Genomic DNA, 21,810 nt, shown 5'->3' on the forward strand with positions numbered 1-21,810 from the left:
ACTGATCGGGAAGGATCGTTGATCCCGCTGCGTCGAGCACGGCGTCGCAGATGGGTCCGGTCCTGCGTACGGCCATGAGCTGGCCGTACGGCTTGTGCGGGGTGGGCGACTGTTGACCCGGAGGTCGGCGGGGCGGGGTAGGGGGCTCTTCCGGCTGCGCCCACTCTATCGAGCAGGTGGCTGAGGTTCTCGGGCGAAGGCCCCTTGCGGATGCTTGGTGTGGACGGGTTCGTCGTGACCACGCTGTCTGTCACCGTTAGTGATACCATTTGGTATATGTCCAGTTGAGGTGGTGAATATGGTGTCGGTGGCGTTCGAGAACGATATCGAGCGGCAATTGCGTGCGATCTCCCCGCGCGCCGAGCTTGCGCAGCTCGAGAAGATCCGCGCGGTGCTCGCTGCGGTCGAGGCCGGATGGTCGCAGCGTCAGATCGCCAGTCGTGTCGGGGTGGAGCAGCCCGAGATCAGCCGACTACTCAAGAAGGCTCGTCTGCGGCCGGATGTCCGCGAGCGCACCCCTCGTGAGGTGCTGCTGCGGTACGCGGTCGGTGAGCTCGATCACGAGCAGATGATGGACGAGCTCGAGCACTGGGACTACACCTTCGGTGGCCCGCCCGAGGGCGACCCGAATGCCGACGTCTATGTGCGGGGGAGCTGGGATCAGATCGAACGCGCGGGGGATCTGCTCTCCGATACCGATTATCAGCGCTTGTTCGAGGTCACCGCGGCGCGGCGGGCGGCGAGCCGCCACTAGTGGAACAGTTGTGCGTCAAGACCCATACCGTTCTCGACTCGTGGTGCGCCCCGGGCGGGATACTCGACGCTGGTGGCGTGCGGGCGTCGTTTCGCCTGTACGCCGACGACCCGCGCCGCCGCCGCACCAAGGACGCGATCGTCGAGGCGTATCTGGCCGAGCAGGACGGCATCGAGCACGGTGGCCGGTGCGCGATCGTCACCGCTGGTGTTCCCGGCGCCGGTAAGTCCACCGCGATCGAATCCCGCGGTCTGGCGGGACACGGCTGGCGTGTCCTCGATGCGGATCGGATCAAAGATCATCTGATCGGTGACGGGCTCGGCCGCGGCGTCTACGACGATCTGCTCGAGATGGTCTTGCCGGACGGGCGCCGGTTGCGTCCACGGGAGTTGGCCACGCTCGTGCACCGCGAATCCACCGAGATTCTCGACATGGCACGGGAACGCTGTATCAGGGCGGGGGAGAACATCGTCATCGAAGGCACCTTCCGCTGGGACGGTCTCGGCGCGCAGTTGCTCACCGAACTCGGCGGTGCCGGCTATACGGATCTGACCATCGTCGATGTGGAGGTCACCTGCGACACTGCCCTTCATCGTGCGCAGGACAGATGGTGGACCGGTCGCATCGACCCGGACAACGACCTCGGTGGCCGTTTCACTCCGACCTCGGCGATCACCGATCTGTATCCGGACGGGTCGACGCGGTCGATCTGTGCGCGCAATGCGCGGGCGGCGTTCGAGCATCCGCTCTCGACGGTGATCGAGTCGATGACGTTGTTCGTCGACGATTACACGACCGGCACGCATGTGGAGTCGACGGTGACCAAACACAACGGCGTCGTCAACTACGATTCGCACACCGCGCCGTAGCCGTCCTGGCCTGCGCAGTGCTGCACCAGATGCTCTGGTCTCCGAGTTCCAGTTCCACACCGACGCCTCGCAGCAGGTCAAGGACGACACCCACGTCGACTACGAGCGCGCCCGCGACACCGGCGTTCCCGCCACCGAGTGGGCCGCGCTGATCGAGAAGATGATCGCCCGTTGGGCGCAGGTCCCCACCCCACCCGGACCCACGCAGCTCTCCGAGCTCGGTGGTTGCCCGGTCACCCCGAAGAACTACGCACCACGGAAGAGGAATCGCGGAAGGGACACGTGATGAGCCTCTGCACCGTCAGTTACCTCGATCAGGACCAGCGGCTCGCCTACGAGGACACCCAGGCCGCCCGGATCTACGCCTATGTCCCGAACCTGGGCCGGTTCGTGCCGCACCCTCAGCTCGGCCGGGACTTCTACTGGGACAACGAACTCGACTGGACTCCGATCGACGCCGCGACCGGCCACGGCATTGTCGAGGTCGGTCAGCTCGGCAACCTTGACGGCCGTCGGCACAGCTACCTGCTCGACGAGCTGACCGCCGAACCCGACCACAAGACGCTGGCCGAGGTGTTCGGTGCCCAGCCTGTCCCTGAGCGCACCCCATCGCCACAGGAGTTCACTGCGGCGAAGATCCATGCCCTGGCCTCGGCAGCACCGGGAAAGTGGCTGACCTACAAGGTCTACGACCGTGACAAGCGCAAGGCGGCCAGGTTCGTCGCAGAGCCGACGTCGTCGGTATCTTCCCCGACCGGACTGCGCTGATTCGGCTGGTCGGGTCCGTACTCGCCGAGCAGCACGACGAGTGGATCGAAGGGGCGACGCGATCTCGGACTCGACGTCCTTGCCCGTTCCCGCAGCAACACGCGCGCTCAGCCCGTCACCGAACCGACAGAGGAGGTGACGCCCACCTTGACCGCATAACCCGACGAGGAATCACGCGACAACCTCTCACACCACCTCACGGGGATTGACCTGCGCTGGGCTGTGCCGGAGGTGTTGCAAATCTAGGATTCGGGGGCGGGGCACTGCGGGAAGTGAGGCCGAAGACATGAGCGATAAGGACATCGACGACCTTCGGGTGACCACCCGGCCACGGATGAGCGCGCTGTGGAATCTGACTCGAGGACACCGTCGGCCGCTGCTGGCCGCGATGCTGCTGTCGGTGGTGTCGGCAGGGCTGAGTCTGGCGCAACCGGTGGTGGTCGGCCGGCTGATTTCCGCGGTCGGGGATGGCGGTGCGGTCGCGATGTCGGTGTGGCTGCTGCTCGCGCTGCTGGTCGCTTCCGCCCTCGTCGGTGGCCTGCAGTACTTCCTGCTCCAACGCACCGCCGAAGGTGTCGTGTACTCGGCGCGCACCGCGCTGATCGGTCGGGTGCTGCGCTTGCCGATGCTCGACTACCGCTCCCGTTCCGTCGGTGATCTGGTCTCGCGCGTCGGCTCGGACACCACCGCGTTGCGGGCCGCGCTCACCGGGGGTCTCGTCGAACTCGTCGGCGCCGTCGTCCTGGCCGTCGGCGCGGTGACGGCGATGCTGCTGCTCGATTCGTGGTTGACCGCCGGGACCGTCCTCGTCGTGCTGGCTGTGGTGGTGATGACGGTGCAGTTCGCACGCCGACTCGAGAAATTGACGTTCGCGGCCCAGACGCAGCTCGGTGCGCTCACCGGTGCTCTCGAACAGGCCCTGACCGGGATCGGGGTGGTGCGCGCCGCGAACGCCACCGACCGCATCGGCACCGACCTGCACCGCCGCGCCCGCGGGGTGTACGAGGTCGGCCTCGGCACCGCCAAGGTGGGTGCGGTGATCGAACCGGTCGGGCAGGTCGTCACCCACGCGGTGCTGTTGCTCATCCTCGGCGCCGGTGGTTACCGGGTGGCCGCCGGGCAGTTGAGCATCGCCGAGCTGATCACGTTCGTGCTGTTCCTGCTGCTGCTTATGACCCCTGTCAACGTGGTCTTCGGCGCCATCCGCTCGCTGGCCGCGGCCTGGGGGGCGCTCGCCCGCATCACCGATATCGACCGGATCCCCGCCGAGGACGCCCACGACATCACCACCTGCGACTACCTGCCGGCGGTTTCCGACTCGCAGCCGATGCTGCGGGTGCACCGGCTGCGCTTCACCTATCCCGGACCTCGCGCACGACCGGTGCTCGAGGAGGTGAGCTTCACGGTGCCGCGCGGCTCGCGGACCGCGATCGTCGGCCCGTCCGGCGCGGGCAAATCCACCCTGCTGGCGTTGATCGAGCGGTTCTACGATCCGGACGACGGGCGCATCGAATTCGGCGGCGTCGACATCGCCGCGCTGCCGCGGCGGGTGCTGCGCGCCGGCATCGGCTATGTCGAGCAGCACGGGCACGCGGTGGCGGGCAGCATCCGCGATAATTTGCATCTGGCCGCCCCCGAGGTGACCGACCGGCAGTGCCGCGAGGCCCTCGACGCGGTCGGGTTGTGGGACCGCATCGACCGCGAACCCGACGGGCTCGACACCCCGATCGGCGACAACGGCATCCGCCTGTCCGGTGGGGAACGGCAACGCCTGGCCATCGCGCGGGTGCTGCTGGCGGAACCGCCGCTGTTGTTGCTCGACGAGCCGACCTCGAGTCTGGACAGTCGCAACGAGGAGTTGTTCCAACGCGCCCTCGAGACCGTCGGTGGCCGGCACACCGTGGTGATCGTCGCGCACCGGCTGGCCACCGTGCTCGACGCCGACCAGATCGTCGTCCTCGATGACGGACGCGTCCACGCCGTCGGCACGCACAGCGAACTGCTCGAGCACAGCGAGCTGTATCGGGAACTGGCGCGGCGCCAACTCATCGGCGCGCCGTAGTTGTTCACTTCGATGCGCAGTCTCACCGCATCATCAAGCGGTACTCGCCACGCCCCCCGGGGGCGCATCGTCAGCGTAGAAGATTCTCAGTCCTCGGCATTCCACCTATCCTTGAAGGCGAGCGTCCCGTAGGCGCTAAGTCCCTATAACCCGCGGTGCCGAATCGATCGACACCACCACCGGGGCAATCTGATCTTCTTCATCTTCAGCGCGCTCGCCCGCCCTGTTGGACGATCCCTAACCAGCACGCATTTCGCGTGCAGGAGCAGGGCTACCGCGACTCCTTCTCGCGCTCACGGTGGGGCCCCGGTAGCTCTGCTGCCGAGTAGGATGTCGGTGGCACCAGGCGTTGTGAGAAACGTCGTGCGCCTTCACGGCATAGGGTCTTCACGTTAGAGTCCACTTGCCCACCCACCGAGGCGTTGGAAGGTCGTGGCGCCCATGCTGTCCGCTGTGCGAGGTGCGGCAGTCATCCTGTCACTCGGCGTTCTGGCGACTGGGTGCGCAGCAGACGGTAGTGGCGATGAACCCGCTGCAGTAACCGCTGACGCAGCCGGAACATCCTGTCAGCGGGTCGAATCGTTCGCCGGGACGCTTCGAGTCGGAAATCCGACGCCGATGCCGCCGACCGATGCTTCCGCCGATCGAGCTCTGGCACCCGGCGAGGTTCCAGCGGGGATGGTCTATCCCGTGCTTGACGCCGTCACCATCGGCCCAGGCACTGACTCGGAGGCGGACAAGGTCACCTTGACCTTCGGCGGTGACGGGTCGATCGGTTGGTCCGCACGTTTCGTCGACATCGCTTTTCGTGACGGCACCGATGTCCCCGCCCCGGTTTCCGGGAAGTGCCTATTACAGATAGACCTCAGTGGGGTGGACACCGGTGATATCTGGACCGGTGGGTCGCCGGTTCATCTGTTCCCCTCCGGTGCCTCGGCGATCGTCGAAGTGTTCAGCTATCCCAGTGACAACCACCTGGCCCAGACGTTCATCGGTACCCGCACGAGCACACCGGTGATCACCGTCGACGCTGCCGATCCCACCGATACGCTCACCGTCACGGTCGACGCAGCACTGCGGTAATTCCGGTGGTGGTGTCGACGACGCCCCGGGAACGACGGCTCGCACACGGACAACGGACAGCTCGCAGCGACACGAATCAGTTCCGTCGAAGACACCGTTCACGACGCAGAACATCAGGTCAGGGACTGCACAGGCACGCTGTTCCCGGGAAAGATATTCCACTGCCCTGTGGCCATCGAGCGGTGGGTTCAGGTCACTGGTGTCCTCGAGTGAACACGTCCGCCGACCCGAGAGGAACCCGATGCGCATCGACCGTCTCGTCCTTCCCGTCTCCCGCATGGTGCTCCAGCACCGGGAGGACGGCAGGAATCTCGTCGCCGCCGAGGACGCACTGGAGATTCTGTACGAGGCCGAGCAGCAAGGCGTGCCGATCTGGAGCGAACCGGACTACACCGCGGTGACCGCCTTCGGCGAAGTCTTTCCCGGCGACGTCCCACATCCGACCTGGTGGGCGGTCGTCGGTACTGCGGCACCCGACACCACCGTCCATGTCACCGTCGACGACGAACAGGTACCGGACCCGCCGATCCACCGGCTGGCCGAGCTGTGGGCCTGTGAGTGGATCGCGCACCCCGCCGTCATCCGGGTTCACCGCAGCGATGATCATCCCGTCTCCCGATCCGGATCGGGCGCCCGGATTTTCTTCCGCCGGCACGGTACCCGGAGTGGGAGATCGACAGGTGAGGAAAGAGATGAGCCGGCGAGGTCGCCACGCACACCGTGGGCCGGACCCATGCTCATCCTGTCGTCGACAGCATGCTCGCAGATCAGGCCGACGAGTTCGCTGCGGCGGTCGGGGTGGGGCTGCTGCTACGACACCGCCAGCACACACGCGGTCCGGTGCCGCTCAAGACTCGGTGACCGCCGCGCAGGTGATCACCCCACGCACGGTCAGCGGCGCCGGATCGATATCGACTCCGGACCCGGTCGCGGTCAACGCGAACACCACCTGACGGCCCTCGTCGCGCACCTCGAGGTCGAGGTCGTCGGTGCTGTGGAACTGCACGTGCGCCCCCGACGAATCGACGAAGGTGCCGACCACCGCGTGTCGGGTCTGAGGGGCCGTTCCAGGGGAGGGTCGGGGTTCGAGGTCGACAGTGGCGGCGAGGGTGAATTCTCGCCCCGGATCGCCGCCGCCGGCGTCGAACTCGGCGAAGTTGCTCGTCGTTGCCTCGAACCATCGTTGCACCGACACCTGTTGATGGGAACACGCGCTGGTGCCGGTGTGGGGCAGAATCACCCGGCCACGCCAGCTGCCGTCGACCTCGAGCCACGTCCGGGGTGGTGCAGCCGAGACTTCCGGCAACGCCGGCCGCGAAGGCTGGCCGCCGGTTCGGTCCGGTAGAGCCACAAAAGGACTCGGCTCCGGTGTCGGCACCGGCCGGTCGGGCGGGGAGGCACACGCAGCGAGGACTGCGCACACGCCGAGGGTGATCAGCACACCGGGCCGGGACCATAAGGACGCCTGCATGACCTTGACCCTAGTCTCGGGAAGGTACCCTTCCGGGGAGCCGGTCGCTCCGCGTGTGGGGGGCGGTAGGTTGACCCCTACCCGCAACGTCGCCGTCGAGGGGATCCCTGTGATTTTCCCAGACACGTCTCGACACCGATATCGGCCGGGGATCATCCGGGCGTTCGCGCCAGCAGGTGCCGCCGTCGGCCTGCTCCTGTATGTCGCCGCCTTCTTCATCACCGCACCGACCGAGGTGTGCATGACTCGACTGGCATCGAGCATGACCGGTTCCGAGGCGGTGATCGCGACCTCAGCGAGTGCCGGCAAGCAGTGGGTGGGGATCGTCGCATCCCGCTGCCAATGGACGTTCGCGACCGGACCCACGCCGGTGCTTCCGTGTCCGAGCATGTCGTGGAATGGGGGCCGTCGACATTGGCGACCGTCGGTCTTGTCGTCGCGGTGGCCGGCGTGTGGAGCTGGATGTGGTTACGCACCAAGCACATGGATGGTGTGCGGACCGACCGCGGGTGACGTCACTTCACCATCACTGATATCCCCCGGACGGACGGGACGTCGCGCCGGCCTGGTACGCGAACACGAATGCGCCAGATGAACGCTCACGTTCACCACTCCCAGCGACGTCGAGCATCGCCGGAGTCACCGGTGCCCAAAGGCTGCCGCGACTCCCGGGGTATCGACCGAACGCATCGCCTACAACAGCAGGGCCGACGACGCGGTCACTGATGCGGCTGCTACCGACAGTGCGGGCCGGCCAGGGTGCATATCCAGGCTCTGCTGATCGTCCAGATGCCGTGCTCGGCCACGAGCGGGACGACGGCGATGTCTCCGGGCGCGACGGTGATGGCCTGCGCCACGCCGCCGGGGGCGCCGGTGCCCACCACCGAAACCGCCAGAGCCTGGGCGCCATCCGGTACGACAGTGGTGGCGCGCAATGTCGCTGCGCCGGTGTGCGCGACCTGCTGGACGGGATCAGGTGTGTCGAGGCTGGCGCCTTCGAACAGGCGCACTCGCGTCTCCAGATCGAGGTCGTAGTCGAACGCGGCAGCGAGCATCGCGGTGACCTGCTCCGCGGACGGAATCGTGGAGGCGGGCAACTCGAGGGACGAGTGCGCCGGTGGGAACGCGTCCGCAGAAGTGGGGGCACGCCTGGTGGTCGGCGCGCCCGGGACGGTGCTGCACCCGCAGATCGCCACGAGTGCGACGATGGCGGCGGCGATGCTGCTCGGCAGGCGTGCGGTCATGGCAGGTCCTCGCCGGGTGTGCGGTGTCGAACAGGGTCAAGACGTCAGGATATCGATGCCGATCGAGCCAGGCTCAGCGTCGAGGCGGCCGATATCGCCCGGCAGCAGCTCGTTCAGCTGGGGGACTACGGCAGAGATGTTCGCTGAGTGGGCATCACACGGTGTGACGAGGTGACGGCGGCGCGATGAATCGACCAGCACCCGAGACCTCAAAGGCGACTAGGTTGAGCGCTTGATCCACCGCTCCGCTGCGAGTACCCGCAGGGTGGACGGATCGAGAATCGCCCGCCAATGATTGTTCGGATCACCGCTCATCAAAGAGAACTCGAAGGAGAGAACCTGCCGTTCTTCGCTGAGCGAGGCGAGGTACTCGGTGTAGCTTTCGTGCCCGTACACGTCCCAGTACTTCAGGTAGCCCGAGAGGGGGCGCAGGGACCTGTTCTTGCGGACGCGTTGGGTATCGACGAGGGTCGCGACCACGCGAAATCCCGACCGGGCGCGGTACTCGAGCAGACCCACGCGGAATTCTTCGAGCGTTCCCGGCCACGGACCGTCGCCTATCGCGTCGACGATCTTCTCGACCTCGATGGTGCGTTCCTGCGGTTCGGTGCGCTGCGGAGGGGTGGCTCGGTAGACCCCGTCCGGGTCGGCCGCGGTGAGATAGTCCTCGATGTCGAGGTTGCTGAGCCACAGGTTGGCGACCACGTCCGAGACCGTGTGGGCTGCGATCGGCAGTCTGTGCGGAGGACTGGTGGCGGTGACGAGGGTGAACGGGTGATCCGTCTCGGTGAGAGTACGCGTATCGGCGATGACGAGGAATCGATATCCCGGGTCGTTTTCGTTGAGGCGGGCGAGGAGTTCGTCGATGTCGATGCCGTCGAAGGCGGGGTCGTCGACGATGGTCAGTGGATCGGTGCGTTCGGATTCCTCGCCGAGAGCTGCGTGCAGGACGTCGTTCCATGCCTGCTCATTGCTGTAGTCGAGCCGCAGCAGTGGTATGTCGACGTCGGGGAAGGTCATCGCTGTCTCTCCCATCGCGACGGACGAATCGTGGTCATGTTGTGGAACGGTTGTCTCCGCGGCGCCGACCGTCGCTGTGAGGTGACGCCTACCGGTTTTATCAGCTTGTAGCTCGGATCTTGGGAATGTGACCCGACATGGACTCTGTGGACGACCTACCGCCGATCGGAGTATGGAAGAGCTCGATGAGACCGGATCGGGAAAGGATGGAGTGGGAATGTCGCACAGCAATGCCGTGTACGTCATCGACGGCCGTCGAATTCGGTCGCTCGAGGATTTTTTCTGCGTGGTGGGCGAAACAGTGTCGGGGCCGGGTGGGTATTTCGGCCGCAACTTGGATGCCTTCGCTGACTGTCTGACCGGTGGATATGGCACACCCGACGACGGGAAGTTTTGTTTCGTCTGGCAGTACAGCAGCGAGTCACGCTCAGCTCTCGGGTACGCGGAGACCGTTCGCCAGCTCGAGATCCGGTTCGAGCAATGTCATCCCGACAATAAGGCGAGGGTGCGGCGAGAGCTGGACCGCGCGATCGCCGCGGAGGGACCGACAGTGTTCGACTGGCTCGTGGACATCTTCGAGTTCCGCAACGTCGAACTCGAACTTTAGTAGGAGAACGATCCCCACCGCAATCTTTTGACGACCGCGAATACTGGCTGCTCAGCCTCACCGACCCCAACCGGACACATCATCCCGCACCGAAATCCACACCCCCCAACCCGGATGTCACCATCGACAGTCAGGGCACCGTCTGGGCCACCGACCACGACCACATCCTTGCCGTGCACACACCCGCACCGGCAGCCTTCCGCCGCCGCTGTCCCTGGCAGACCTTCTCGACCCCCATCGGCCAAGATCGGGCCGGTCTGCCGGGGACGCTCTACGGTGGCCTCATGGGGCGAACGAGTGGACTGGTTGCAGCGTCACTGTCGATCGGGACGGTGGTCCTGACCGGTTGTGTATCGAACACCGAGAAGCCGGAGACCTTTCCCGCTACGGTCACGGTCGTCGGGAACGCGGAGCAAGCCGATCCACAGACCGGACAGTGCATCGTCGCCGCCGTCCCGGTCGCACCGAACGACACGGTGTGGATACACGGTGAGAGCGCGGCCGCCTCGGCGCGTTCTGTGCTGGAAGTCGGCACCGTCGACCGCAACGCCGACGGTACGGGCGTGTGTACCTATGTAGCGCACTTCGACGCGGTTCCCGCGAATCAACGCCACTACACAATCACCGTCAGTAGCTCGGCGCCTTATGCCCGAACCTTCGAGTCGCCTGCTTTCCATGCGGGCGAGATCGAAGACGGAGCGACGTTCTATCTGCACGAGTTCCCGCCCGGCACCGACCCCTCGGGCATCGGTGACGGCGACCGCGGGGGGACACCATGAGTTGGTAGGAACCCCGGTCCGCAGCACCCGGCGCAGCGGGAGGGGCTGCCTCTTCGGGACCGGTAGCGACGGCGCTACCTTTCATCGGTCTACGGGCCGTGCGGCGGTTACCGGGAGTCCTCGTCGAGGACACTCCGATAACCCTGCGCATCCCTTAAGAGCGTCCGGCAATTGAGGCGTGGTGGGTGTGGCCGCCGCGGTGTTCGGCGTGTCGTTGCAGGCAGAGGCACGGGCCCCGAGTTGATCATGTGATTGCTGAAGTCCCACGATCACCAGGAATGCCCGTGCCTCTGCTGCCAGCCTCGCTCATCGAACCCCTCTGGGTCGAGTTCTCCGCCCTCCTGAGTGTCGCCGACCGACCCGAGTTCTCCCCGAACCACCCGTGGGGCTGTCACCGCCGGCGGGTACCGGACCGGATCGTGTTCGAGCATGTTCTCGCTGCTCTGGTGCACGGCAGTGGCTACGAACGCATCGCCACCGCCGGTTGCTCCGATCGCACCATCCGCCGCCGGCTCGACCAGTGGGCCGACCGCGGACTCGGCATCGAGGTGCTTCGCGCCGCCCTGACCGCGTACGACCGGATGCTCGGCCTCGACCTCGATCACCTCTCGGTCGACGGATCGATCACCAAATCCCCGTGCGAAGGCGAGGTTTCGGGTCGATCGCCGGTCGATCGCGGGAAGCAGGGCACGAAACGCTCGGTGGTGTGCGACGGCGGAGGGATTCCGCTGGCGCTGGTGTCGGCCGGGGCGAACCGGCACGACTCACCACTGCTCGAACCCACGATCCGGGCCGTGCCCGACATGATCGGGCCGCTGCCGCAGCACTCGTGTGTGCACCTCGATCGCGGCTATGACTCGGCCACGACCAGGGATCTGCTCGAGGAGTTGGGGTACGACTACGACATCGCTCGCAAGGGGGTGCCCGCCCCGATTCAGGCCGGAAAACGGTGGGTGGTCGAGCGTACGCACGCGTGGATGAACGGGTTCGGCAAGTTGCGTCGCTGGACCGACAAACGCGCCGTGATCGTCGACTTCTATCTCGCCCTGGCCGCCGCGCTGACCGTGATCAGGCGCCTGCTCAACCGTGCACGCACGTACTACCGATGGCCGACCCGGCCCACCACCCGACGACTCAAGTGATCATCATTTGCCGGTCGGTCTTACCCAACGGTTCCGAGCGGTGTCGAAGTCCCGCTCCGCTTCGGAGGACCGTCAGGCCCGTTGAGGACGTCCTGCTTGTGAATCGTCAACAGCACGTTGCGAGCCGGAAGGCCAGGGATGCGAGACTTCGTCGATGAGCTACCTCCCCCACGACGACGCGAGTCGGATCCTGGAGCGTTGGACCGGCGGGGCGGGCCCTCGACTGTTGGGGCAAGGGATGGAAGGCGCCGTCTACGCGGTCGACCGGAATCGAATTGCGAAGATCTGGTTCGACGAATCGGAAGTATCCCTGCAGCGGCTTCGGCGCTTCTACAACGCCCTGGCCGCCGCGTCCTTCCGGTTCGAGATCCCTCGAATCCACGAGATCCATCGCGTCGAAGGCCGCTGCGTCACAATCGAACAGCGGCTGGCCGGCACCAGCCTGGCTGACCTTGTCGAGACCGGGCGCACCGGCCTCGGTGAAGCGCGGTCCACACTTGTCGACGTACTCGCCGAGCTGGCGGGAAGCGGCGCGTTGCCCGCAGCGCGAGCCCTACCGGTCATGGACGAAAGTGTGCCCCTCTATGACATGGCCGAGGACTTCCCGTATGCTCTTGCAGACTTGGCCGAGCGTCGCCTCGCCCGGTTCCGGCGGACGCTCGATGCTGCTGTCGACGAACTCGACAAGAAAGTTGTCGCGTTGCGCGCTCGTCTGCGCGAGGTCGACAGCCGCCGTCGTTCCGTCATCCACGGTGACCTGATCCTGGGCAACATCCTGATCGGCGAAGCCCGCACCCCTATCGCAGTGCTCGACTGGGGATTTTTCACTACGGAAGGAGATCCGGCCTTCGACGGCGCCGTAGCGGCTTCGATCTTCGACATGTACGGCGAGGGCGCCCTGAACACCGAACTCGCTCTCTATGCGCAACTCGAAGACCGCCTGGGGTATAAACGCGAGACACTGTTGGTCTACCGTGCGGCGTACTCTCTGATCACCGCGAACGCGTACGATGCCGACGGCAACGACGGGCATTTCGCCTGGTGTGCCGACGCTCTCAACCGGCCGGACGTCGTCGACGCTCTCCTGGCTTGAGCTCTTGTCGGCAGTCGGGGCCGGTTGTCGCTGGTTGCTTGCCCGGCACTGTGTTTCGATACCTGAGGGAGCGACTGCTCCTATTTTATTCGGTCCAGAGCTCACCGTAGGGGAGCTCGCCGAAGCGATCGATCGGCCACGGGACTTACCCGGCATTGGAGAATCCTCCTCGTTCGAGCAGCAAGTCCGACGGGTTTTCGTTCGGCGACTGACGGCGGCCCTCATTTTTCGTGTGCGCAGCTGGCGGCCTGTGTTTGGTTGGGTCCCCAGGTAGAAGTCCAGTGTCTGTGTGAGTTTCGTGTCCGAGAATGGACACAGGAGGAAATTCACGAATCATGGCACGCAGACACACCCCCGAGCAGGTCATCGCCAAAGTCCGGCAGGGCCAGAAAATGCTCAATGACGGACGCCCGATGGTCGAGGTCATCAAGGAGCTTCAGGTCACCGAGGCGACTTGGTACCGCTGGCTGAACCAGTACGGGTCCGAGAAGAACGCCGAGGCGTCCAAACGGACCAAGGAGCTGGAGAAGGAGAACGCCCGGCTCAAGCGCCTGCTGGCCGAGAAGGAACTGGCCATCGACATCCTCAACGAGGTGGCCAAGGGAAAATTCTAAGCCCCGAACCCCGCCGCCGTGCCGTGCGCATGGCGGTGGAGAAGTTCGGGGCTTCCGAACGCTTCGCGTGCGCGCTTCTGGGCCAGAACCGGTCCGCGTTCCGCAAGAAGAAGCCCGACATGGGCTTCGAGGAAATGCAGCTCCGCGCAGCCTTGCGCGCCGTCGCCGGCAAGCACCCCGCGTGGGGCTGGCGGAAGGCCCGCTGGCACCTGCTCGCCCAGCCGGAGTGGGACGGCGTGGCGCTGAACAGGAAGCGGGTACGCCGGCTCTGGCGCGACGAAGGGCTCACCTGCAAACCCAAGGCGCGGAAGAAACGCCGCACCGGGCCCGGAGCCGGGGAGCAGAAACGCCTCACAGCCGAATACCCCATGCACGTGGTCAGCTTCGACTTCCAGTCCGACGTGACTTCCTGCGGCCGGCACATCCGGTTCTTCAACGTCATCGACGAATACACCCGCACCGCGCTGGCGATCATCCCGCGCCGGTCGTTCAAGGCCGCCGACGTGGTCGCGGTGCTGGAGAACATCATCGCCGAAACCGGCACCGCCCCAACCTACGTCCGGTGCGACAACGGGCCCGAATTCACCGCTGAGGCACTGGTCACCTGGTGCAACACCGCCGGGGTCGACACCGCATTCATCGACCCGGGATCACCCTGGCAGAACGGCTTCATCGAATCCTTCAACGCCCAATTCAGAAGGGAACAACTCTCCGGAGAAATCATGGACAGCATGGCCGAAGCGAAGTATTTGGCCGAGGAATGGAAAGCTATCTACAATCATGAACGGCCCCACGGATCCCTGGACGGCATGACGCCGCAGCGCTACTGGGAAACCTGGACGCAAGAAAACCAATTAGCTATCGCATAGACGCTGGACTGCTATCGGGGGCCCAACCATGTTCGCTGCCGCGCAGTGGATCAGTCGGTGTTCTGGTTGTGCTGGCGGGCACGCCGGTAGGCGTAGGTGCAGGCGGTCAGCAGGATCGGTAGCTTCGCGGTCCAGGACGAGGCGGAGCGAGTGCGGCCGCCCCGAGCATCAACGCGCCGCAGGCTTGGACGGCGAGCGCGGCGATCTTCGGGGCGGGTTCGGTAGCGGTGCGGGTCCACACGAATTCGGCCAGCAGCACCAGCGCTCCGAGCGTCAGCACGACAGTCATGATCACAGGGGTCTCCTGGCAGATTGGGGATCAACGGCGGGTGTACCGGTGCTGCTGGTGCTCGGCGAGGGCGAGCGTCACGGCGTCGTCGCCGCTGTAGATCCACTGCACCACAGGCATGCTGCGCGCGGCGCGATGCCGCCGTATCCGATGGATGATCCTGTTCTCAGGTGGCCGGCCGGTCGGGTCCAGCTGGGTGCGGTCACGCGCTCTTGCGCAGGAGTCCGGTCACACCGGCGAGCAGGATCGCCGCGAAGATCCAGGCGAGGATGCGCAGAGCCGGGATACCGGCTTTCAACCACAAGGGTGCGTCGGTGCTGATGGCCCAGTCGGGGCGGGTGATGCCGGTCGCGGCGGGAAGGACGCCGGTGAGGGCGTAGCTGAACGCGTCCAGGCACGGGTACTGCGGATGTATTGCGCAGTCGTCTGCACCGGTGATCGTCCTCGACTGCTCCACTTCGGCGGGCGCCGCCTCGCCACTGACTGTGTCGGCGACTGTGGTCGCTTCACTGAGGCTGGTGGGCACGAAGTGCTCACGATTCATCTCGACGAGCAGGAACCCGGCCATGAGCGCGGCGAGGAGCAACCAGGCGGCGCGCAGTGGGTGGTACCCGTGTCCGGCGGAGTACCGATACAACCAGCGCGGGAGTTTGGAGCGCCAGGGTGCGGCCTTGGTCACCTTGTTCGCGGCGGTGTAGCGGAGGCGGCGGCCTTCGGTGGGGTGTCCGTTGCGTTCGTACACCGTGGCGAGGGCATGCCACGGTTGTGGACTGACGTCTCGGGCTTGTGCGTGGGTGAGCCAGCGATTGGCGGCAGCGGGGTCGGTGCGGATGTGTCCGCGGAGGTCGCCGATCTCCCAGCCGGTCGCAAGGACCGGGTACTGAGGCTCCTGGTCGTCAGGGGTAATCAGGTTGGTGATTTTTGCGCGGGAGAGATCGAGGTCGATGCACCCGTGGGCGGGCAAGGACAGTTCGCGTACGGTCACGCTATCGAGATCGATCTTCAGATGATCGGTACTGATGGACCGTGGCTTCGCGCCACGGAGGTCTAGGTGGTTCTCGAAGCGTGCTCTGCGCGCCGAGAGCACGCCGGTGGCTCGGAATTCCGAGATCGCTGCCGGGCCCGCGTCGGCGTTCCCGGCCAACAGCGCGCCGGTAACGGTGGCGCCGTCAAGAGCGAGTACGTGGGCTTTGGGATTGCGGAGATCTGAACCCCTCAAATCGAGTTGGCCGTTGATGGTGGCGTCGACTGCGCGGATGACGCCGTCTGTGGTGATGCAGGTCGCGGTGATGTCACCGGTAACCGTGGCGCCGTCGAGTGCGAGGACAAAGTTCCCGGCGTTGCGGAGACATGATCCGTGTAGAGCGAGTTGGCCGTTGATGATGGCGTCGAGTGCGGAGATTTCGCCGTCGGTGGCCATGCGGCGGGCGAAGAATCCGCCAGTGACGGTGCTGCGGTTGAGGACAAGGACGTCGCGACCGGGGTTGTGCAGATGCGCGCCAGTCAGATTGAGTTGGCCGTCGATGGTGGCGTCGAGTGTGGAGATTTCGCCGTCGGTGGTGATGCGGCGAGCAAAGAATCCACTCGTGATGGTGGCGTTGTGGAGGGACAGGACGTCGTGTCCGGGGTTGCGTAGGAGGGCATCGTCGAGGTCGAGTTCGCCGTTGATGGTGGCGCCCAGCGCGCGGATCTCACCCTCGGTGACGATCTGGTAAGCAACAAACGCGCGGTTGAGCGTAGCGCGGTCGAGGACGAGGACGTCGCGGCCAGGGTTGCATAGTTGCGCGCCGTTCATATTGAGTTCACCACCGATGGTGGAACCGTGAGCAGCAATTCCACCATCGGTGGTGACGCGGCGGGCGAAGACTCCACCGCTGATGGTGGCGTTGTGGAGGGACAGGACTTCGTCTCCAGGGTTGCGTAGGTGGGCATCGTCGAGGTCGAGTTGGCCGTTGATGGTGGCGCCGACCGCGCGGATGACGCCGTGGGTGATGATGCGGTCGGCCACGAGCGAGCCCGTGATGCTCGCTTCGTCGAGGTCCAGGGACCGAAAACGAGAACCCGAGAGTTTCAACTCCCGCAGACGCACATTGCTCAGGTTCATCGGTCGGTCGATCCGGCATCGGAGCAGGTGCAATGGGTGATCGAAAGTGATGTGCGCGAAGTCGACGTCGCCGGTGATCCGCGCGCCGACGATCCGGAGGCCGCGGGGGTCGAATTCGGTGTGGTCACCGGTGAGGACCTCCCGGATCGCCTGTGCAGGAATGGATCGATCGGCGGGCCACTGGTCGGCGGTCGCTGGGTCGTACAGGTGGGCCGGCACTCCCGATCGCACATCCACAACGGTCCCGTTCTTGGCTGCCTCGACTAGCCGTGTGACCCATGCTGCGTGATCGTGTGCTCCGCTCATCGGCTCATCATCGACGATCGCCTCGGTGAGAGCTGACGCCGGCTACTCCAGGCGAAGAACACGCCCGGTTGCTTCACGCGGCCTTCCTCGAGACGCGGTGGTGCGCGATCTATGCCGTGATCCCGGCCCGCTGCGACGGTGCCCGGGTGAGGAGGGACATGTCGTCAATGCAGGTCAAGAGCGTAGATGGCGGCTGGTGATCGACGGGCGCACCCGGGCCGGATGTCGGTAGCGACCGATGCTGGCCGCGTCTTCTTGGACGGGTAGCCCTTGTCGGCGAGCACCCGGTTCCGGGCGCTGCCGCGGACGGCCGGTCGCGCGGGGGACGCGGATTTGCTCGAGCGTGGCGGTCATCATTGTGGTGTCGTTGATGTTCCCGCCGCTGATCACCCAGCTCAGCGGGCGTCCGCGGCCGTCGCAGACGAGATGGATCTTGCTCGTCAAACCATCTCGCGACCGGCCGATTCCGTGATCGGGCGGCTCTTCGCGCGGATTCTTGTGATTCGACAGAGCCCCCTGTGTCGCGGTGGAGGGTCGCGCCGTGCTGATGCACGCGCGCGATCGTCGAGTCGATCGAGACCACGCAGTCGAGCTTGCCCGCCGTGTCCGACTGCTTCTGAACCTCCGCGAGCAGCTTGTCCCAGGTGCCGTCCTCAGCCCAGCGAGCGAACCGCTTGTAGATCGAGTTCCACTTCCCGAACCGCTCCGGCACATCCCGCCAGGTCGCGCCGGTGCGGTACTTCCACGCCATGCCCTCAACCGCGAGACGATGATCCGTCCACGGCCGGGAACGCCCGGCCGGCACCGGCATCAACGGCTCCAGGACAGCCCACACCTCATCCGAGATCTCTTGACGTGTCACGCCATCGAGAGTCCCCGACCATGGGCCCAGAGCTCTTAATCAACACGCCCTAGCCGGGACGTGCCGTTTGCGCAGTTCACCCGTCGATGGAGGATCAGGCGCGGTGGCACTCGGTGGGGCGGTTACGCGCTCTTACGGAGGAGTCCGGTCACCCCGGCGAGAAGGATCGCTGTGAAGATCCAAGCGAGGATGCGTAGCGCTGGGAGACCGTATTTCACCAGGATTGGTGCGGTGGTGCTGATGGTCCAGTCGGGTCGGGTCGTGCCGGTTGCGGCGGGAACGACGCTGGTGAGGGCGTAGTTGAACGGATTCAGGCACGGGTAAGTCGGGGGGTCTGCGCAGTCGGCGCCGGTGATGGTCCTCGACTGCTCCACTTCGTTGGTACCCGCGCCTCCGGTCGTGTCGGAGGCTACGAGAATCGTGGTTTTTTCGTTGAGAGTGGTGGGAACGAAGTGGTCGCGGTTCGTATCGACGAGGAAGAACCCGGCCACGAGCGCGAAGAGGAGCCACACGGCGGACACCAGTGGGTAGTAGCCGTGTCCGGCGAAGATCAGATACAACCAGCGTGTGATTTTGGAGTACCAGGGTGCGACCTTGGTGACTTTGTTCGCGGCAGTGAAGCGGAGGTAGCGGCCTTCGGTGGGGTGTCCGTTGCGTTCGTACACGGTGGCGAGGGCATGCCACGGTTGAGGGCTGACATCTGTACCCTGCGCGCGCTCGAGCCAGCGGGCGGCGGCGGCTCGGTTGGTTCGGATATACCCATGCAGGTCACCGATTTCCCAGCCGGTTGCGGTCATCGGAAAACCAGGCTCTCGATCCGCGGGAGTGTTCAGGTGGGTGATTTTCGTGCGGGACAGGTCCACGCTGGCGGGGCCGTCAGCCGGCAGGATCAGGTCGCGTATGACTGCACCGTCGAGGGTGATTTCCAGACGAGCCTCGTCAGTGACCCACGTTTTCGCACCACGGAGGTCGAGACACTTCTCGAAGCGCGTCCTCGCCGCTGAGATCCGGCCGTCGGCACGAAACTGCGGGATCGCCCCGTTCACGGGGTCAGCAGCATCTACTGCCAAGAACTCGCCGGTGACGGTAGCGCCGTCGAGCGCAAGGACGGTGTCGCCGGGGTGGTGGAGGTGAGCTCCGGTGAGGTCGAATCTGCCGTGGACGGTGGCATCGATCGCATGGATCTCACCCTTCGTCGTGATGCGCTCGGCGAGCAGCCCACCGGTGATGGTGGCGCGGTCGACGGCCAGCACGTCGCCTCCACTGTTACGGAGGTGAGCGCCGGTGAACTCAAGTCGACTGAGGGTGGCGTCGCGCGCGAGAATGGCGCCCGTCGTGGTGATGCTGTGAGCGAAGAGCGCGCCTGTGATGGTGGCGTTGTGGAGGGAGAGGGCGTCGCCTCCGGGGTGGTGTAGGTGGGCACCGTCGAGGTCGAGCTGGCCGCCGATGGTGGCGCCGATCATGCTGATTTCACCGTTGGTGACAATCCAGGCGGCGGTGAGGTCGCCGGTGATGTTCGCCCCGTCGAGGTCCGCGGATTGGAGATGGGATCGCGAGAGCTTCAACCGTCGCAGGCTCGCGTTGCTCAGATCCATCTTTCGGTCGATCCGGCACTGAACCAGCTCTAGGGGGAAATCGAAGGTGAGGTGCGCGAAGTCGATGTCGCCGGTGATCCGGGCCCCCGCGATCCGGAGCCCTTGGGGGTCGAATCCTGTGTGGTCACCGGTGAGGACGTCACGGATCGCGCGCGCGGGGATGTGCCGGTCGGCCGGCCATTGATCGACGTTCGCGGGGTCGTGCAGTTCCGCCGGCACACCGGCTAGCAGGTCCAGGATCGTTCCGCGCGTGGCTGCATCGACGAGCCGCCGGACCCATGCGGCGTGACTGCACCTTTTCCTCATGGGCTCATCATCGGTGATCCCCGACCGGTGAGGTCGCGGGGCCATCCTTGATCGGTGTCATTCGACCTCATCGGAGAGGGTGTGGTTCCAGAGGCGTATCGGTCCTACGTGGTGATCGAGTCGGGTCCTGCCCACATGAGCTGGGCTGTGGTCTTTCCCCGTGCTGGGTGGAACTTCACGGTGGTGGTGCCATCGGCGTCGGTGGTTCGAGCACCGACTTGAGCTGCCTCGAAGATGGCCCGCATCCTGCCGAGGTGGATGGTGGTTCCCCCCGACAGTGATGTGGAGGGGTAGGTCCGCGACCAATGCGCTGAGTCCGTCGGGTACCTCGACGCCCTTGTGAAGGGTGACCGACAGAGTGTTCCAGTCGATGGTGATGATTCCTTCTCTGAGGAGACGGCCGGTGCGGATGGTGTCAGCGGCGGTTTCGGCGGTGACCGAGTCGAAGTCCGGAACTTTAAGAGCACAGTCGGCGTACTGCTGGATCGTTGCGAGGGCTTCGATGTAGTGATGCCGGCTCGTGGCTGCGCGGGTCTCGGCGTTGCGGGGCTTGGCGGTGGGGATAGGCCGATCCTGCGTTAGACGCGGTACTCGGGGATCGGCGATGCGCAGGGTGTTCGGCGTGGAGAAGTGATGAACGAAAGCTACCGCTGGTGCGATGTCCGCGACGAAGTGGCCGCGGGGGTCGGACAGAGTGAAGTTGAACGTGATCTCCGTGCCGTGTTCGCGTGTCCTCGACAGGACCTCGACTGTGAGGATTCCGGAGGGGTCGGTTCCGCGCGACGACATGCCGGTTCCGTCGTGGTTGCTGCTTGGAGCCGCGAAGTGGACGGGAATTTCAGCAAGCGGGGTTCCGTCGGCCCCGATCACGCCGAGAATGCGGTCGTACTCTGCTGCGGGGTTGTCGGGTTGCTGTATGAGGAGCAAGCCTTCGACGGTTGTTTCGCCGAGTCCTCCGGGTAGATCGGAGATCATGTCGCGGATTTTGAGCTTGCGGGAGGGAACGAGTCCGTAGTCGAGGAATTTGTTCCATTCCCGTTCGTCGTCGCTGTCTCGGTCGACGACGATCGTGCCCGTGTACGTGATGGGGCGCTCGACCAGGGATTCTGCGCATCGGGCGAGAATATGGACGGTCACGACCTGATCGTCGATCGGTTTGGACACCGATGCGACGACCGTGGGGTAGTGGTCGCTCGGGACGGGGGAAGGGGCTGGGGAGCTTCCCACCGTGATGTCGTACATGTAGTGCGGGTCTCTGCCGTTGAGCGTGGCGCGAAGAAGCGCGATGCGGTCGAGGGTGTCGGCGGGTTCGAGGGTGCTGAATGTGTGTTCGGCAGCGTCGGCATCGAGACCCGGCAGCATGATCATGGTGGTGGCAGCGAATCGCTTCATGTCTGCCTGCATCTGTTCCTTGCCGTTGCCCAGGTAGTAGTCGAGGACCTGGGGAAAATCAGCCGCCCAGTTGTCGAACACGGACAGGCCCTTCCAGGTGGATTCGAAGCCGTCCTCGCTGGTCAGAGTCTCGAACCACTGGTCGTTTTCTGGCGTCGGGTCGAGCGGAAGCGTCAGATGCCAGGTTTCGATCGACCACCCTCGTTTCTCGGCGTATGCCTTGATGCGGGCGTGGGACTTCACGATCTGTGCCTTCTGGTCCGTTGTCAGGTTCTCGGCGAACTTCTTGACCTGGTAGACCTCCACGCGGTTGTCTCCGAGCGGCACGTACACGTCGATTCCGCCATCTCCACGAGACGGCCGGATTCGACGGGCGTTCGGGCGTTCGCGGCAGATGCACATAGCTGCGAACGCTTCGACATCGCCTCCATCGTGCCGAACCCAAGGAATCCGTGACACTTCAACCTCCGATTGATCCGCTCGATGTTCGGCTCACTGTATCGGGCTGTGAGCTGGGGTGATGGCATGTCCCGGTGTGGGGCCGGCGGTGGGGCCGGCGGGTGTGGGTGGGGTCGGTGTCG

Annotated in this window: 20 protein-coding genes and 2 pseudogenes; 12 read left to right on the forward strand and 10 right to left on the reverse strand. The window is 65.3% G+C overall.

Annotated features, from left to right (window positions below; genetic code table 11):
* Positions 1 to 298: 298 nt before the first annotated feature.
* The 6 genes and pseudogenes from NVV99_RS23535 (at position 299) to NVV99_RS23560 (ending at position 5,536) form a co-directional block, all read left to right on the forward strand.
* Entirely contained in the window at positions 299 to 754 is a 456-nt protein-coding gene (locus tag NVV99_RS23535; RefSeq protein WP_260783116.1) for a hypothetical protein, read from the forward strand.
* A 77-nt stretch (positions 755 to 831) separates the two neighbouring features.
* Positions 832 to 1,623, forward strand: coding sequence for a zeta toxin family protein (locus NVV99_RS23540; RefSeq protein ID WP_260783099.1), 792 nt, complete (start codon positions 832 to 834; stop codon positions 1,621 to 1,623).
* Between the two features lie 285 nt (positions 1,624 to 1,908).
* Positions 1,909 to 2,391 (forward strand): hypothetical protein, encoded by a 483-nt coding sequence (locus NVV99_RS23545; RefSeq protein ID WP_260783100.1) that lies wholly within the window; start codon positions 1,909 to 1,911, stop codon positions 2,389 to 2,391.
* A pseudogene (locus NVV99_RS23550) lies at positions 2,337 to 2,550 on the forward strand (transposase); the annotation flags it as partial. The gene NVV99_RS23545 and the pseudogene NVV99_RS23550, both read left to right, overlap by 55 nt.
* 127 nt (positions 2,551 to 2,677) lie before the next feature.
* Complete coding sequence (locus NVV99_RS23555) at positions 2,678 to 4,453, forward strand: ABC transporter ATP-binding protein (protein ID WP_260783101.1); 1,776 nt, start codon at positions 2,678 to 2,680, stop codon at positions 4,451 to 4,453.
* A gap of 432 nt (positions 4,454 to 4,885) precedes the next feature.
* Positions 4,886 to 5,536: a hypothetical protein gene (locus NVV99_RS23560; RefSeq protein ID WP_231912098.1), complete on the forward strand. Its 651-nt coding sequence runs from the start codon at positions 4,886 to 4,888 to the stop codon at positions 5,534 to 5,536.
* Between the two features lie 193 nt (positions 5,537 to 5,729).
* Here NVV99_RS23560 and NVV99_RS23565 read toward each other — a convergent pair whose 3' ends face one another.
* Positions 5,730 to 6,143 carry a hypothetical protein gene (locus tag NVV99_RS23565; RefSeq protein WP_260783102.1) on the reverse strand — a complete coding sequence of 138 codons (414 nt, stop codon included), beginning with the start codon at positions 6,141 to 6,143 and terminating at the stop codon, positions 5,730 to 5,732.
* A gap of 240 nt (positions 6,144 to 6,383) precedes the next feature.
* On the reverse strand, positions 6,384 to 6,731 hold the full coding sequence (locus tag NVV99_RS23570; protein WP_260783103.1) for a hypothetical protein: 348 nt from the start codon (positions 6,729 to 6,731) through the stop codon (positions 6,384 to 6,386).
* Between the two features lie 654 nt (positions 6,732 to 7,385).
* Here NVV99_RS23570 and NVV99_RS23575 point away from each other — a divergent pair.
* Positions 7,386 to 7,520 carry a hypothetical protein gene (locus tag NVV99_RS23575; RefSeq protein ID WP_260783104.1) on the forward strand — a complete coding sequence of 45 codons (135 nt, stop codon included), beginning with the start codon at positions 7,386 to 7,388 and terminating at the stop codon, positions 7,518 to 7,520.
* A 221-nt stretch (positions 7,521 to 7,741) separates the two neighbouring features.
* Here the strand turns inward: NVV99_RS23575 and NVV99_RS23580 are convergent, their stop codons facing one another.
* Positions 7,742 to 8,251: a hypothetical protein gene (locus tag NVV99_RS23580; RefSeq protein WP_260783105.1), complete on the reverse strand. Its 510-nt coding sequence runs from the start codon at positions 8,249 to 8,251 to the stop codon at positions 7,742 to 7,744.
* 219 nt (positions 8,252 to 8,470) lie between these two features.
* Positions 8,471 to 9,271 carry a hypothetical protein gene (locus NVV99_RS23585; protein WP_260783106.1) on the reverse strand — a complete coding sequence of 267 codons (801 nt, stop codon included), beginning with the start codon at positions 9,269 to 9,271 and terminating at the stop codon, positions 8,471 to 8,473.
* Positions 9,272 to 9,488: 217 nt separating this feature from the next.
* On the opposite strand from NVV99_RS23585, the gene NVV99_RS23590 reads away from it, so the two are divergent.
* The 5 genes from NVV99_RS23590 (at position 9,489) to NVV99_RS23610 (ending at position 14,375) form a co-directional block, all read left to right on the forward strand.
* Positions 9,489 to 9,878 carry a barstar family protein gene (locus NVV99_RS23590; protein WP_260783108.1) on the forward strand — a complete coding sequence of 130 codons (390 nt, stop codon included), beginning with the start codon at positions 9,489 to 9,491 and terminating at the stop codon, positions 9,876 to 9,878.
* Positions 9,879 to 10,162: 284 nt separating this feature from the next.
* Positions 10,163 to 10,657 carry a hypothetical protein gene (locus NVV99_RS23595; RefSeq protein WP_260783109.1) on the forward strand — a complete coding sequence of 165 codons (495 nt, stop codon included), beginning with the start codon at positions 10,163 to 10,165 and terminating at the stop codon, positions 10,655 to 10,657.
* Positions 10,658 to 10,935: 278 nt separating this feature from the next.
* Complete coding sequence (locus NVV99_RS23600; protein ID WP_260783110.1) at positions 10,936 to 11,799, forward strand: IS5 family transposase; 864 nt, start codon at positions 10,936 to 10,938, stop codon at positions 11,797 to 11,799.
* A gap of 154 nt (positions 11,800 to 11,953) precedes the next feature.
* Entirely contained in the window at positions 11,954 to 12,892 is a 939-nt protein-coding gene (locus NVV99_RS23605) for a phosphotransferase family protein (RefSeq protein ID WP_260783111.1), read from the forward strand.
* Positions 12,893 to 13,227: 335 nt separating this feature from the next.
* A protein-coding gene (locus tag NVV99_RS23610) for an IS3 family transposase (protein ID WP_156666315.1) occupies positions 13,228 to 14,375 on the forward strand; the annotation gives its coding sequence in 2 pieces (ribosomal slippage) (positions 13,228 to 13,501 and positions 13,501 to 14,375; 1,149 coding nt in all).
* A 106-nt stretch (positions 14,376 to 14,481) separates the two neighbouring features.
* Here the strand turns inward: NVV99_RS23610 and NVV99_RS23615 are convergent.
* The 6 genes and pseudogenes from NVV99_RS23615 to NVV99_RS23630 all read right to left on the reverse strand — a co-directional run bounded on the left by NVV99_RS23615 (position 14,482) and on the right by NVV99_RS23630 (position 21,562).
* Positions 14,482 to 14,664, reverse strand: coding sequence for a hypothetical protein (locus NVV99_RS23615; RefSeq protein ID WP_260783112.1), 183 nt, complete (start codon positions 14,662 to 14,664; stop codon positions 14,482 to 14,484).
* A gap of 202 nt (positions 14,665 to 14,866) precedes the next feature.
* The gene (locus NVV99_RS23620) at positions 14,867 to 16,999 is read right to left on the reverse strand and encodes a hypothetical protein (protein WP_260783113.1); all 2,133 of its coding nucleotides are present in this window, start codon (positions 16,997 to 16,999) and stop codon (positions 14,867 to 14,869) included.
* 249 nt (positions 17,000 to 17,248) lie between these two features.
* Positions 17,249 to 17,623, reverse strand: coding sequence for a transposase (locus tag NVV99_RS27285; RefSeq protein WP_369011266.1), 375 nt, complete (start codon positions 17,621 to 17,623; stop codon positions 17,249 to 17,251).
* A pseudogene (locus NVV99_RS27290) lies at positions 17,589 to 17,936 on the reverse strand (IS5 family transposase); the annotation flags it as partial. The gene NVV99_RS27285 and the pseudogene NVV99_RS27290, both read right to left, overlap by 35 nt.
* Before the next feature lie 122 nt (positions 17,937 to 18,058).
* Positions 18,059 to 19,750, reverse strand: a complete 1,692-nt coding sequence (locus NVV99_RS23625) for a pentapeptide repeat-containing protein (protein ID WP_260783114.1) — start codon at positions 19,748 to 19,750, stop codon at positions 18,059 to 18,061.
* A gap of 144 nt (positions 19,751 to 19,894) precedes the next feature.
* Positions 19,895 to 21,562: a hypothetical protein gene (locus NVV99_RS23630; protein ID WP_260783115.1), complete on the reverse strand. Its 1,668-nt coding sequence runs from the start codon at positions 21,560 to 21,562 to the stop codon at positions 19,895 to 19,897.
* Positions 21,563 to 21,810: the final 248 nt, after the last annotated feature.

This window comes from Rhodococcus sp. PAE-6 (assembly GCF_025290685.1).
Taxonomy (GTDB): Bacteria; Actinomycetota; Actinomycetes; order Mycobacteriales; family Mycobacteriaceae; genus Rhodococcus; species Rhodococcus pyridinivorans.